The organism is Flavobacterium sp. 38-13 (assembly GCF_001899155.1).
Taxonomy (GTDB): Bacteria; Bacteroidota; Bacteroidia; order Flavobacteriales; family Flavobacteriaceae; genus Flavobacterium; species Flavobacterium lindanitolerans.
Genome location: NZ_MKVG01000014.1, coordinates 385,805 through 399,140 on the forward strand (window position 1 = coordinate 385,805; position 13,336 = coordinate 399,140).

Sequence of the window (13,336 nt, forward strand, 5' to 3'; positions counted from 1 at the left end):
TTAAAGCGATTGATTTTTTAGATAATCTAAGGCATGCCTTCCTTCGTTGAACAAAAGGTCCAGGATGCTCAAATTGTTCAGATAGCCGTGTTTTTCTCCAAAAACCTGAGTGTAAGGCTCAAATTCCAAAGTATCTTTTTTCCCGTTTGCTAAAGGTCGGAAATCTGTGAATTGAGGTGCTTCATGAAAATATTCTTCCGTTTTCTTATAGCTAAATTCAAAGCCAAGGCAGTCTGAAACGATTTCCATCGCTTCAAAATTCAAGTCCATCAAAAAGTCGTGCTTCTTTTGAAAAACAGGAGCCAGGTCGTCTTCAAAATATTCAAAGAAAGGTGATGTCCTGTAGGCTGCTTCAAGCGATTTGAAATGCTGCTTCTGCCAGTCAAAGGCATCTTCAATACGAACGTCTTTTGTTTTCTGGTGCCTGTCGCCTTTGGAATGCTTTACAGGAATGTTAAGCATCTGTATGCCGTTCGGGCTGTAGATATACATTCGGTTCCTGTTGGTCTGTTTTTGGAAGTTGTCTTCCATCTCAAAGGTAATCGAATTGGCCTGAACCATGGCAGCAAATTGGCTGATGGACGGGAAATAGGTAGGAAGCAAAAGGATATTCATCTTAATACCTGTCTAATTTTTTCTTTTTTCTTCTGATAAAGAAGTTAGCAATAAAATACCCTGCCATTAATAGGACGAAAATACTGAAATAGGATACCGGTTCGCCGCTTCCGCCAACAGTTGTGAATAGTCTTTCCCAACGAATCTTGTCAATAGCTTTTGACCACGGAGTGTACGGGTCCAAACTCATCCAGATAAACACCGGCTTTCCTACGATGTGGTCTGCGGGTACAAAGCCCCAATAACGGCTGTCTAATGAGTTGTGGCGGTTGTCTCCAACCATGTAGTAATAATCCTGTTTGAATGTATAAGAATCAGCCACCTGACCGTTGATGATGATTTTGTCTCCCTCAACTTTTAGGTCGTTCTTTTCATATTCTTTGATAATCGTTCTGTAAAAAGGAAGTGATTCTTTGTCCAGTTTTACTGTTTTTCCAGCCTGAGGAATATAGATAGGGCCGAAATTGTCCTGATTCCATTTTTTGGTATATGGAAAGATTCTTGGATCAGGATGTTCTTCTGCTTTGGCAATCAGTTTTGTAACGCTTTCCACAGCTGGATTCTTTTTCAGGATAGCCGCATTTTCATCGGTTAAAGAAATAAAGAAATAGCTGTTGTCATTCTGATTGAAGCCAATATCGTCCGGATATATTTTTAACTCCTTTGTGAGGTAATTTGGGTCAAGCATGCTGCCATTTACAGTAGTTACTCTGTAAGAATATTGAACTCTGGCTCTGTCTGATAAAATTAGTTTCTTGCCATTAATATAAGCATCGCCATCAATAAAAGAAAGATTGTCACCAGGAGTTCCTACGCAACGTTTTACATAATTTGTCTTTTTGTCGATAGGTTTGAAATTGGATTCTGTAGCATTCGGGATAGTATCTACAGGCCAGTTGAATACTACAATATCATTTTTTTCGATGGGTTCAAATCCCGGAAATCTGAAATACGGAAGCTGAGGCCTGTTTAGGTAAGATTTAGTTTTAAGTCCCGGAATTGTGTCATGAACCATTGGCATGGCAACAGTGGTCATAGGTGTTCTGGCACCATAATGATTTTTGCTGACAAAAAGAAAATCGCCTACCAAAAGTGTTTTTTCCAACGAACCTGTAGGAATGGTAAAAGGCTGCATTACATAGGTATGGACAATTGTAGCAACTACTACTGCAAATAGCAGGGAACTGACAGTATCTGCAGTTTTGTTTTTTGGATGCAGGCTTCTGTTTTCAATATATTTTACATCCTGAGTATAGTTAATGTAATAGATATAAAGTCCTAATGTAAGCACTCCCAGAGCCGTATCCAAAGTCGTATTTTTTCCAAAACTTCTCAAAGTTTCCACCCAAACAACAGGAAACATGATAAGATTTACAATAGGTATAAAAAGCAAAATAACCCACCATTTCGGTCGGTTGATGATTTTCATCAGGATAATAGCGTTGTAGATTGGAATTGCTGCTTCCCAGGCTTGTCTTCCTGCTTTTTTATACAATTTCCATGTTCCTAAAAAGTGTACTACCTGAAGGATAAGGAAAAATAGAAACCATTGATTAATTGTCATCTGTATGTATTTTTATGTATATGTCTGTTGGGAAAAAGATTTGTTACGTTAAATTAAGCACATCTTTCATGGTGTATACACCTTTTTTGCCTAAAATCCATTCTGCGGCTACTACCGCGCCTAATGCAAAACCTTCACGGCTATGGGCAATATGTTTGATTTCGATAGTGTCTACGGCTGAATTGTAGAAAACGCTATGCGTGCCCGGAACATTTTCGATTCTTTTGGCATCAATTAAGATTTCGTCCTCTTTTGCATTTTCCAATGCCCAGCTTGAATAGTCCGAATTTTCTATGATTCCTTTGGCTAAGGTGATGGCGGTGCCACTTGGTGCATCTAATTTTTGTGTATGGTGTATTTCTTCCATGGAAACTTTATATTCCCTGATGTTTGACATCATTTTGGCGAGATAGTCATTCAGTTGGAAAAATATGTTTACGCCTAAACTGAAATTGGAACCGTAGATAAATGCCCCGTTTTTTTCCTGACAAAGCGTAACCATTTTGTCATAGCTGTCAAGCCAACCGGTAGTTCCGGAAATGATTGGAATATTGTTGTCTAAACAGGTTGAAATATTGCTAACCGCAGCGTCAGGAATGCTAAAATCGATTGCGACATCTGCCTGTTCCAATCCTTCAAAAGTATCTTCTGCAGATTTTCTCAAAACGATTTCATGGCCTCTTTCCAAAGCGATTTTTTCAATCACTTTACCCATTTTGCCATATCCCAAAAGTGCTATTTTCATGCTGTGCTATTAAAAATTGTAATTTAATGTGAGTCCGACATTTTTTTTGTAATTCAGGTCGTTTTGGTAAATATCCGGCTTGAGCGTGAGCTTATCGCTTACATTGAATTGCAGGAGATGCGCGTCCACATTAGCCTCAACAATATTCAGGATGTAGATACCTACCGTGACAATCAAAGAAAGGTCGCGGTTTTTCTGGAACTGCCTTTGTGCGGAAATCAGCTGATTGTCTGTCAGGTTGGAAAGTTTTCCGTTTGGGTCTTCTGTTCCGTTTAAACGCCTTTTGTATTCGTCTCTGTATTTGTGGTAATTCTTGTTGTTGTAGGCATAGATTCCTATTCCGGTTCCTAATGCTGCATATACGATGGGAATTTTCCAGTATTTTTTATTGTAGGCCTGTCCCATACCCGGAAGTATTGCCGAATAAAAGGCAGCTTTAGAAGGAGCCAATGGATTGATTTCTTCTCCTTTAATGCTGTCACGTACGACAATATTCAATTCTTCCTGTGCACTGACGGAAGTAGTTCCAATCAGAAAAAAGAGAAAAAATATGGAAACTAACTTATTCACTAACCTTTGATTAATTTGATAATTCGGTTGAAATCCTCTTCAGAATGGAATGGGATCGTGATTTTTCCTTTACCATTTCCGGCTACTTTGACATCTACTTTTGTGCCAAAATAGTTTCCTATGGCTTTCTTTTCTGATTCATCAATAGTAAACGCATTACCTTTTGCCGCTTTTGGCGGAGCCGGTTTCAGGCTGTCCTGGTAATTTTTAACCAAGGCTTCCGTTTCTCTTACAGAAAGGTTTTGACTGACGATTTTTTGGTAAATATCAGCCTGTATGTCATGGTCTTCAATGTTAATGATAGCACGACCGTGTCCCATAGAAATAAAACCATCGCGGATTCCGGTTTGGATAATCGGGTCCAGTTTTAATAGTCGCAGGTAATTGGCAATCGTGGAACGCTTTTTACCTACGCGGTCACTCATCTGCTCCTGCGTTAACTGAATCTCGTCAATTAAACGTTGGTAGGACAGGGCGATTTCGATAGGGTCAAGGTCATGACGCTGTATGTTTTCTACCAAAGCCATTACCAGCGATTCATTGTCGTTGGCAAGCCTGATATAGGCAGGTACAACTGTCAATCCGGCTAATTTTGAAGCACGAAGCCTTCTTTCTCCGGAGATTAGCTGGAATTTGTTAAAGTCTAATTTTCGTACGGTAATAGGTTGGATAACACCCAATTCCCTGATGGAAGTAGCCAATTCCTGAAGGGATTCTTCATTGAAATTGGTTCTTGGCTGAAACGGGTTTATTTCAATAGCATCAATTTCAAGCTCAATAATATTACCAACTACTTTATCTGCATTTTTATCCTCTGCCGATTTGATGTCGTTTTCCGGATCTTTTAGCAATGCTGATAAACCTCTTCCTAATGCTTGTTTCTTTATCGCCTTTGTCATAAACTGTTTCTATTTCGTATTTTTCTTAATGATTTCTTCTGCCAGGTTGATGTAATTGGTTGCTCCTTTACTGGTTGCATCATAGTTGATAATGCTTTCTCCAAAACTTGGGGCCTCACTCAATTTTACATTACGCTGGATGACTGTTTCAAAAACCATATCGTGGAAATGTTTCTGTACTTCTTCAACTACCTGATTGGATAGGCGAAGGCGGGAATCATACATAGTCAGCAATAAGCCTTCTATATCCAGATCCGGATTATGGATTTTTTGGACACTTTTTATCGTATTCAATAGTTTTCCTAATCCTTCCAGAGCAAAATACTCACATTGGATTGGAATCACTACTGAATCTGCTGCCGTCAATGCATTCAATGTCAGCAATCCCAATGATGGAGCACAGTCGATTAGAATGTAATCGTATTTGTCCTTTACGCTTTCCAATGCTGTTTTTAGCATATATTCCCGGTTTTCCTTGTCGACCAATTCGATTTCGATAGCCACCAAATCAATATGGGCAGGAATCACGGATACGTTTGGAGATGAACATTCGATTGTTGCTTCCTCCGGCGTATTACTGTGTTCCAGAATCTGGTAAGTTCCAATTTCTACCGACTCTACGTCGATTCCTAAACCCGAACTTGCATTCGCTTGAGGATCAGCGTCAATCAGTAATACTTTTTTCTCTAAAACTCCCAAGGAAGCTGCTAAATTAACAGACGTCGTTGTTTTGCCAACGCCGCCTTTTTGATTTGCAATAGCAATGATTTTGCCCATTTAATTTCTAAAATTTTGAACCGTAAAAATACAATTATTTATGGGTTTTGAAAATCTATTTTGTTAACAATATAAAAAGAGATAGCGAATAAAAAAGCCGGAAGTATTCCTCCGGCTTATGATGCTGTTTTTGTTTTTGGCAGTATGCCTTGTTATTTCAAAATCAGTTTTTGGGTAACTTTCTATTTTGTCGATAAAACGCACAACCTTATCCTCTCAGGACCTTAGCAGCTTAGCGGCTTTTTAGCCACAGATTGGTATGATTACACAGATTTTGAAGCTTATGCAAAATGAAAGAATACATGAAAGTTATTTCATAACGTATTCTTTTATATATACATGACGCACAAACCTTAGCCTCTCAGAACCTTAGCAACTTAGCAACTTTCCTAATTATTTTTCTTGGCCTTAATCATAGCTTCCAACATGTCCCACATTTCTTCAGGAACGGCTTCCAGAAGATTGAACTGTCCGGCACCTTTAAGCCATTCGCCACCATCGATGGTAATGACTTCACCGTTGACATAGGCTGAAAAGTCAGATACGAGATAGGCTGCAAGGTTGGCTAATTCCTGATGGTCGCCTACTCTTTTTAGTGGTACTTTTTTTGCCAGGTCGAATTTGTCTTTCAGGTCGCCCGGTAATAATCTGTCCCAGGCACCTTTGGTAGGAAATGGTCCCGGTGCTATGGCATTGGAACGGATTCCGTATTTGGCCCATTCAACGGCAAGGCTTCGGGTCATGGCTAAAACGCCGGCTTTTGCTGTGGCTGACGGAACTACATAAGCAGAGCCCGTCCAGGCATAGGTTGTGACAATATTCAAGATGGTTGTGTTTTGCTGTTTGGTGTCAATCCAATGTTTTCCAAAAGCCAGGGTGCAGTTTTTGGAGCCTTTTAACACAATGTCAATAATAGTATCAAAGGCGTTGGCCGATAGCCTTTCTGTAGGAGAAATAAAATTTCCGGCCGCATTGTTCAGTAATACATCTACTTTATCAAATTTTTCCAGAACTGAAGCGAGCATGGTTTCAACCTGCTCATAGTTGCGGACATCGCAGGCTAAAGGAAGGCATTCACCGCCGGTTTCTTTTTCAAGTTCTTCTGCGGTAGTTCTTAGTTTTTCAAGATCGCGGGAAGTTATGGCAACTTTGGCGCCTAATTCCAGAAAATATTTTGTCATCGCTTTTCCAAGTCCGCTGCCACCGCCTGTAACAACAATTGTTTTTCCTTCAAGGGCATTATCGCGAAGCATTTTTTTTGTAAAATCCATGTGTGTCGTTTTTCTTTTTTACTAAAATACGGAATTATTACAAAAGATATTTTTCCTATTCAAAATAAATGTTCAAGTAGTTGTTGAGATGGAATTAATGCTTAATAAACGTTTGGCAGTTTAACTTAGGGTAAGGGCGTGTGATTTATAAATTTCTGTTCAGCCACAGATTAGATGATTGTGCAGATTGAAGAGTTCCTGTCAGGCAGAAGAAAATATTAATTAAATTTTCAAGACTTTGCGGCCCTGCGTCTTTGCCTGAAAATATTGCTAGCAAAGGCACAAGAACGCTAAATTCATAATAATGGAAATCTGGAAGAGACTTTTTAAATCAGTGTTTCGTCTTTTCTATTTTATCGTGTATTTTCAGGTATTCAGGTAAAGCAGCCGAACCGTACCATTCAAATACTTCTACCTCAAAAAGTTTTTCTTTAATGGCAGGGTCGGTAAGTAATAATTCGTTTGCTTCTTCAATTGTTTTTGCATTCAGGATAAAGATGCCGCGATAATTTTTATCGTTTTTCTTTAAAGGACCGGCAACAATCAGCTTGCCGTCTTTAGCCAGGCGGTTGATGTTGTCCATATGGCCTTTGAAAAGCTCGTTTAATTTTTCTTTGTCGTCTATTTTATTGCTTCCGGTTTTTAAGATAGCCAGGACATACATTTTCATTCCGTAATCGTCAGCACCCAAAGACTCGGCAAGTTTGCTGTCATAGTTAGGATTTACTGTTTGAGAATTTGCTTTGAAGCAACTGACAAGCATCAGTATAAGTAGTATTTTTTTCATGATTGGTTGTTTTGTCCCTTGAGTAGGGTTTTGACAATAAAAAAGCGGGAATATGATTTCCCGCTTTTTGAAATGATTATTCCTGCATTAAGATGTCTAAGATTGTAATGGCAGCTTCGCTGATTTTGGTTCCGGGACCAAAAACGGCTACGGCTCCGGAATCAAAAAGATATTGGTAGTCCTGGGCAGGGATTACGCCGCCAACGATTACCATAATATCTTCACGTCCGTATTTCTTTAATTCTTCGATTACCTGAGGTACCAATGTTTTGTGTCCGGCAGCAAGAGAAGAAACACCTAAAATATGTACGTCGTTTTCTACGGCCTGTTTGGCTGCTTCTGCCGGCGTTTGGAACAGAGGTCCAATGTCAACATCAAAACCTACATCGGCATAACCTGTTGCGACAACTTTGGCACCACGATCATGTCCATCCTGTCCCATTTTGGCAATCATTATTCTTGGTCGACGGCCTTCGGATTTTGCAAATTCGTCGGCTTTCTGCTTTGCTTTTTCAAAGCTTTCGTCATTTTTAATTTCTTTGCTATACACGCCGCTAAACGATTTGATTTGCGCTTTATATCTTCCAAAAACAGTTTCCAATGCATCGCTGATTTCACCCAAAGTGGCTCTGTTTCTTGCGGCATCTACTGCAATTTCCAATAAATTGCCCTTGCCTGATTTGGCAGCTTCGGTCAATTTATGTAAGGTCTCTTTTACTTTTTCGGTATTTCTTGTAGACTTTATTTTTTCCAGCCTTTCGATTTGCTGTCTGCGCACCATCTGGTTGTCAACATCCAGGATGTGTAACGGGTCTTCTTTTTCCAGTCGGTATTTGTTTACGCCTACAATGATGTCCTGGCTGGAATCGATTCTTGCCTGCTTTCTTGCTGCGGCTTCTTCAATTCGCAGTTTTGGTATTCCTGCTTCGATGGCTTTGGTCATACCGCCTAATTCTTCTACTTCCTGAATGAGCTGCCAGGCTTTGTGGACAATTTCATCGGTAAGTTTTTCTACGTAATAGCTTCCCGCCCAAGGGTCTACCGTTTTGGTAATTTTGGTTTCTTCCTGAAGGAAAATCTGTGTATTTCGTGCAATTCTTGCTGAGAAATCCGTAGGCAGGGCTATGGCTTCGTCTAAGGCATTGGTATGTAATGATTGTGTACCTCCAAAGGCGGCGGCGGCGGCTTCGATACAGGTGCGGGCTACGTTATTAAACGGGTCCTGTTCTGTAAGACTCCAGCCTGAAGTCTGGCAATGGGTTCTTAAAGCAAGCGATTTCTCGTCCTGAGGATTGAACTGTTTGAGCAGTTTAGCCCACAGCATTCTTCCGGCACGCATTTTTGCAATTTCCATGAAATGGTTCATCCCAATGGCCCAAAAGAACGAAAGTCGTGGAGCAAACTCGTCGATTTTCATTCCTGCAGCTAGTCCCGTACGGATGTATTCAAGTCCGTCGGCTAAAGTATAGGCCAGTTCGATATCTGCCGTAGCTCCGGCTTCCTGCATGTGGTATCCGGAAATCGAGATAGAATTGAACTTAGGCATTTTTTTACTCGTAAAGTCGAAAATATCGGCGATGATTTTCATTGACGGAGTAGGCGGATAGATGTAAGTGTTTCGTACCATGAATTCTTTCAGGATGTCATTCTGGATGGTACCTGAAAGCAGTTCCGGTTTTACGCCCTGTTCTTCAGCAGCTACGATATAAAATGCCATAATTGGCAATACGGCACCATTCATGGTCATGGAAACCGACATTTCATCAAGCGGAATCTGGTCGAACAGTACTTTCATGTCTTCTACAGAGTCGATAGCCACACCTGCTTTTCCAACATCGCCAACCACTCTTTCGTGGTCGCTGTCATAGCCTCTGTGCGTTGGAAGGTCGAATGCAATGGAGAGTCCTTTTTGTCCGGCAGCCAGGTTTCTTCTGTAAAAGGCATTACTTTCTTCTGCTGTTGAAAATCCGGCATATTGACGAATAGTCCAGGGACGGCGAACGTACATAGTGGCGTACGGACCACGAAGATTTGGTGCGAATCCTGCTCCAAAATTAAGATGTTCCAGATTTTGGATGTCTTCTTCGGAATAGGTGTTTTTCAGTTCGATACCTTCGGCCGTCAGGAAGTTTTCAACGTTTTCTGACTTGGCCTTTTTGCCATCGGCTTGAGAATCTAATTTTATATGTTGGATGTCTTTTCTTTTCATGGTTTATCTAGAATCGCTGTTTCTTTGATAAAGTGTTTTATTTCGTCTGTACTAACTTCTCCATATTTTATCATAAGCTTGCCTTTCGAATTAAGAGTGATAAAGCACTCGCAACTCTCCATCTTATTTATTTTGTTTATTAAGTTATGAAGAAAATGGTTCTCATCGTAATAATAATTGTATTCCGGAGTATATTTTTCCTTTCCTTTTTCTTCATAAAAAGAATTTATGATTTTGGAATTTTCCGGAAATACAACATTGCCTTCTTTATAGAAATTATCAAACCATTCTTCTACTTTCTTAGGATTGCCCACATATTTTGAATAATGGCAATATTTTCGAGGCTGTATGTAATGGATTGACAGCATTGAAACAGAATCCAAATTCGTCTCAGTATATTTATTCAGATACAATTTCAAATTGGCCAGTTCAATTTGCATCAGATTTCGGGAAAATGTATCTTTAAATGACTTTTGCGCATAGGTCAAATTGCCTAGAAAGAATATGCAGATTAATAAGTTTTTAAAGTTTTTCATAACCTTATCCGTTTTCTTTTTCGCTTTCCAAACGTTCCTGTTCCATTTTTTCTGCCAATCGTTTTTCTATGATTGGTGTTACCAGCGTTTTTCTTGGTTTTGATTTTACAAAAGGAAATAGTTCCAGGTCGTGGCTCATCCTGTCATTTTTGTTAGGATATTTATTGGTTCCCAACAGGATTTCTTTCCCTGAATCAAACAAATCCTGTTCTTTTGCAGCACTCTCCTGAATTTTTCTTTGAATAGTGCCTTCAATCAATTGTGTAATTAAACCACCGTTTGCTTCGATGTCTTTGAACAGGGCCAAAGCTTTTTCGGCTAATTGCTCTGTTAACGTTTCTATATAATAGCTTCCGTCTGCCGGATTATTGACCTTGTCAAAATAGCTTTCGTGTTTTAGTACCAGAAGTTGGTTTCTTGAAATTCGGTCACCAAATTCGTTGTCTTTATGGTATAAGGAATCGTATGCCAGATTCGAAACGGCATCGGCACCGCCTAAAATCGCACTCATGCATTCTGTGGTGGTGCGAAGCATGTTTACGTTATAGTCGTAAAGTGTTTTGTTTCTTTTGGTAGGCATAGCAAGTATGTGGCAGCCTGAATTATGGTCGTATTCTTTAGCTAAAAGGTCAAAAAGCAGGCGTAGGGCACGCAGTTTTGCAATCTCGAAAAAATAATTTGTTCCCACAGCTACCTGAAATGTGATAGGTTTTGAAACGGTTGCCATGCGGTTAAAGTATTCATTGGCATGGGCTAGCATATAAGCCAGTTGCTGGACAATATTGGCTCCGGCATTTTGATAAAGGCTTCCGTCAATGCTAAGGAAATTCGCATTTTGGCAAGAGATGGAAATTGTATTCAGAAGGTTAAAGTCGGAATCAAGATTCGTGTGCCAGTTGCCCTCTTTTGCCAGTTTTCCAATCGGGTCAATTTGTATAAAAAAGTTGGCGTTTCTGTTTTTGGCAATGGTGTCGATTTTTTTGACGAAATCGATTGAAAGGAATGATAAATGGAAGTAAACGGTTATCGTTTCTAACGGAAGTTTTTCCAATAGTTTAGCTATATCCAGATTTTCATCTTCTATAGTAAACCGGATACTTTCTGCTCCTCTGGACAGGGTTTCCAAGGCACGATTTACAGATTTATCCAAATCATGTACGAAAATATTCTGGACTATTTTGAAAGCGGTTTCTTTTTCTGAGAAAGAAAGCGGGTTTTCAAATTCGTCAATATGGTAGAAGGGCTTTACTTTGATGCCCTCCGGACTTTCCCAGATTAGCGTTTCGTTATAATCTGCTCCTTTGAGTTCGTACTGAATCTGCTGCTTCCATTGTTTGGAAGTTACGGGATTGAAGTCGTCAAATAGATGGTCGGCCATTTTTAGGTTATGTTGTTCTGCTAAAACTGTTAATCTTCGCAGAGATAATATTATAATGATTTGCTTTGCTCTTCTTCTGGCAGGTCTTCTTCAAATTCGATAATATATATGTCTTCGCTGTCGCGTTTCATATAGTATTTTTCACGGGCATATTTTTCAATCTGATCAGGATTCTTGAGCAGTTTTATTTTTTCTTCGTCGAGTTTAATCTCGTCCTGATAATATTTTTTATTGTCTTCCAGTTCTTTTATTTCCTTGTTAAGAATTCTATGGTCGAGCAGGGAATAATTGTCTAGAAAAACCATCCAGGCAATAAAAAGCGCCAATACCAATACATATCTGTTTCCGAGAAATCTCAGAAAAGGATAACGGCTGATTATATTTTTGAACGGATTTTTCATCCCTGAATTTTTACTTTATAAAATTAGGAATAAAAATTATAAAATACGCTGATTGATTACGGCCCGGACAACATCAATGGCCACGGTATTGTATTTGTCGTTTGGAATAATGATATCTGCAAAAGCTTTAGTCGGTTCAATAAATTGCTCGTGCATTGGTTTTAATGTGGTCTGGTATCGGTTCAATACCTCTTCCATGTCGCGGCCTCTTTCGGCAATATCACGTTTGAGACGGCGAATCAGACGTTCGTCTGGATCGGCATGGACAAATATTTTTATATCGAACATGTCGCGAAGCTCCGGATTGGCAAGAATCAGGATGCCCTCAACAATCATTACCTTTCTTGGATGTGTGTTAATAGTGTCCTCAGTACGATTGTGCGTTACAAAAGAATAAACTGGCTGTTCTACATTTTTTCCGGCTTTTAAATCCTTTAAATGAGCGACTAACAATTCAAAATCGATAGCCCTTGGATGGTCAAAATTGATGAGTGCCCTTTCGTCAAAACTGAGATTGTGGTTTTCTCTGTAATAGGAGTCCTGAGAGATTATTCCAACTTCAGTCTGAGGTAATTCGTTCATAATTTGTTGGACAACAGTTGTTTTTCCGCTTCCGGTTCCGCCGGCAATTCCGATAATGAGCATAAGGGTTGTGTTATATTTTTCTTTTGGCAAAAATAGAAATTATATTGAGAGTGGTTTTTGTTTTTTAGGGAAATGTTTCAGCGGAGAATTGGAGTTCTGATTAATTGAGAAAAAATTAATGCACAAGCAACGGAATTTTATTAATTTTAATAAGACTGATAAATAGCAGATTAAAATAAAAAATTATGGAAAAAAAGGAACTGACCATTAAGGTAGCAATCCAAATACTCAAGCCTGTATCGGAAGTGTTTGAAGCGATTGTTGATCCTGAAAAAATGGCAAATTATTTTATTGCGAAAGGTTCGGGTAGGATGGAGGAAGGGAAAGAAATTGAATGGAAATTTCCTGAATTTGATATGCAATTCCCGATTACGGTTGGCAAAATCGAAAAGGACAAGTATGTATCCTATTATTGGGATGTGAATGAAAAGAAAAATCTGGTAGGAATTACCTTGGCACCTTTAGGAAAAGATACTGTTGTAACGGTTACTGAGAAAGGAATGGAAAATAACGAGGAAGGAATTAGCTGGCTGATGGGAAATACGGAAGGTTGGGCAAATTTTCTAGCCTGTCTTAAAGCGTATCTGGAATATGGTATCAACCTTAGAAAAGGAGCCTTTGAATTTAGGAGAGAAGATTAAAGAGAGGTCACCTGAGAATTTTTATTTTAGCCACAGATTAAAATGATTACGCAGATTTGGGAAACCTGAATCTGGATAAATAAAAAAACACGCCCAAATATGGGCGTGCTTTTTTTAGGTTATTACTATTTTATTTTTTGACGACTTTTACAGTTGATTTTTTTCCATTTGACATGACAGATACGGCATAGGTTCCGTCAGGCAAATCGCCAAGGAATAGCCTTACTTCCGTAGCGTGGCTCTCCTGTTTTCTGACCAGTTGGCCCAACAGGCTGTATACCTCAATCGAATCTATGGT

At 39.3% G+C, this 13,336-nt stretch carries 15 protein-coding genes; 1 reads left to right on the forward strand and 14 read right to left on the reverse strand.

The window, feature by feature from the left end; translation table 11 throughout:
- The 13 genes from BGO88_RS10060 to udk all read right to left on the reverse strand — a co-directional run bounded on the left by BGO88_RS10060 (position 1) and on the right by udk (position 12,397).
- Complete coding sequence (locus BGO88_RS10060) at positions 1 to 615, reverse strand: WbqC family protein (protein ID WP_286706777.1); 615 nt, start codon at positions 613 to 615, stop codon at positions 1 to 3.
- Between the two features lies 1 nt (position 616).
- On the reverse strand, positions 617 to 2,179 hold the full coding sequence (gene lepB, locus BGO88_RS10065) for a signal peptidase I (protein ID WP_286706778.1): 1,563 nt from the start codon (positions 2,177 to 2,179) through the stop codon (positions 617 to 619).
- Between the two features lie 43 nt (positions 2,180 to 2,222).
- Positions 2,223 to 2,924: a 4-hydroxy-tetrahydrodipicolinate reductase gene (gene dapB, locus BGO88_RS10070; RefSeq protein WP_286706779.1), complete on the reverse strand. Its 702-nt coding sequence runs from the start codon at positions 2,922 to 2,924 to the stop codon at positions 2,223 to 2,225.
- 9 nt (positions 2,925 to 2,933) lie between these two features.
- Positions 2,934 to 3,494 (reverse strand): DUF5683 domain-containing protein, encoded by a 561-nt coding sequence (locus tag BGO88_RS10075; protein ID WP_056069645.1) that lies wholly within the window; start codon positions 3,492 to 3,494, stop codon positions 2,934 to 2,936.
- The gene (locus BGO88_RS10080) at positions 3,494 to 4,393 is read right to left on the reverse strand and encodes a ParB/RepB/Spo0J family partition protein (protein ID WP_056069648.1); all 900 of its coding nucleotides are present in this window, start codon (positions 4,391 to 4,393) and stop codon (positions 3,494 to 3,496) included. Before BGO88_RS10080 ends, BGO88_RS10075 begins: the two co-directional genes overlap by 1 nt.
- Before the next feature lie 9 nt (positions 4,394 to 4,402).
- On the reverse strand, positions 4,403 to 5,170 hold the full coding sequence (locus tag BGO88_RS10085; protein WP_056069651.1) for a ParA family protein: 768 nt from the start codon (positions 5,168 to 5,170) through the stop codon (positions 4,403 to 4,405).
- Positions 5,171 to 5,559: 389 nt separating this feature from the next.
- Positions 5,560 to 6,441: an SDR family oxidoreductase gene (locus BGO88_RS10090; RefSeq protein WP_286706780.1), complete on the reverse strand. Its 882-nt coding sequence runs from the start codon at positions 6,439 to 6,441 to the stop codon at positions 5,560 to 5,562.
- 331 nt (positions 6,442 to 6,772) lie between these two features.
- On the reverse strand, positions 6,773 to 7,228 hold the full coding sequence (locus BGO88_RS10095; protein WP_273239043.1) for a YciI family protein: 456 nt from the start codon (positions 7,226 to 7,228) through the stop codon (positions 6,773 to 6,775).
- A 76-nt stretch (positions 7,229 to 7,304) separates the two neighbouring features.
- Positions 7,305 to 9,437 carry a methylmalonyl-CoA mutase gene (scpA, locus tag BGO88_RS10100; RefSeq protein ID WP_286706781.1) on the reverse strand — a complete coding sequence of 711 codons (2,133 nt, stop codon included), beginning with the start codon at positions 9,435 to 9,437 and terminating at the stop codon, positions 7,305 to 7,307.
- Positions 9,434 to 9,973 carry a hypothetical protein gene (locus BGO88_RS10105; RefSeq protein ID WP_286706782.1) on the reverse strand — a complete coding sequence of 180 codons (540 nt, stop codon included), beginning with the start codon at positions 9,971 to 9,973 and terminating at the stop codon, positions 9,434 to 9,436. The genes scpA and BGO88_RS10105 overlap by 4 nt, the downstream gene beginning before the upstream one ends.
- A 4-nt stretch (positions 9,974 to 9,977) precedes the next feature.
- The gene (locus BGO88_RS10110) at positions 9,978 to 11,351 is read right to left on the reverse strand and encodes a methylmalonyl-CoA mutase subunit beta (protein ID WP_286706783.1); all 1,374 of its coding nucleotides are present in this window, start codon (positions 11,349 to 11,351) and stop codon (positions 9,978 to 9,980) included.
- A gap of 50 nt (positions 11,352 to 11,401) precedes the next feature.
- Positions 11,402 to 11,752, reverse strand: coding sequence for an FtsB family cell division protein (locus tag BGO88_RS10115; RefSeq protein ID WP_056069665.1), 351 nt, complete (start codon positions 11,750 to 11,752; stop codon positions 11,402 to 11,404).
- A 36-nt stretch (positions 11,753 to 11,788) separates the two neighbouring features.
- Positions 11,789 to 12,397, reverse strand: coding sequence for a uridine kinase (udk, locus tag BGO88_RS10120; RefSeq protein WP_056069670.1), 609 nt, complete (start codon positions 12,395 to 12,397; stop codon positions 11,789 to 11,791).
- Positions 12,398 to 12,582: 185 nt separating this feature from the next.
- Between udk and BGO88_RS10125 the strand changes: the two genes are divergently transcribed.
- Positions 12,583 to 13,038, forward strand: a complete 456-nt coding sequence (locus BGO88_RS10125) for an SRPBCC domain-containing protein (RefSeq protein ID WP_286706784.1) — start codon at positions 12,583 to 12,585, stop codon at positions 13,036 to 13,038.
- A gap of 130 nt (positions 13,039 to 13,168) precedes the next feature.
- Here BGO88_RS10125 and BGO88_RS17400 read toward each other — a convergent pair whose 3' ends face one another.
- On the reverse strand, positions 13,169 to 13,333 hold the full coding sequence (locus BGO88_RS17400) for a T9SS type A sorting domain-containing protein (RefSeq protein ID WP_353743400.1): 165 nt from the start codon (positions 13,331 to 13,333) through the stop codon (positions 13,169 to 13,171).
- Positions 13,334 to 13,336 lie beyond the last annotated feature (3 nt).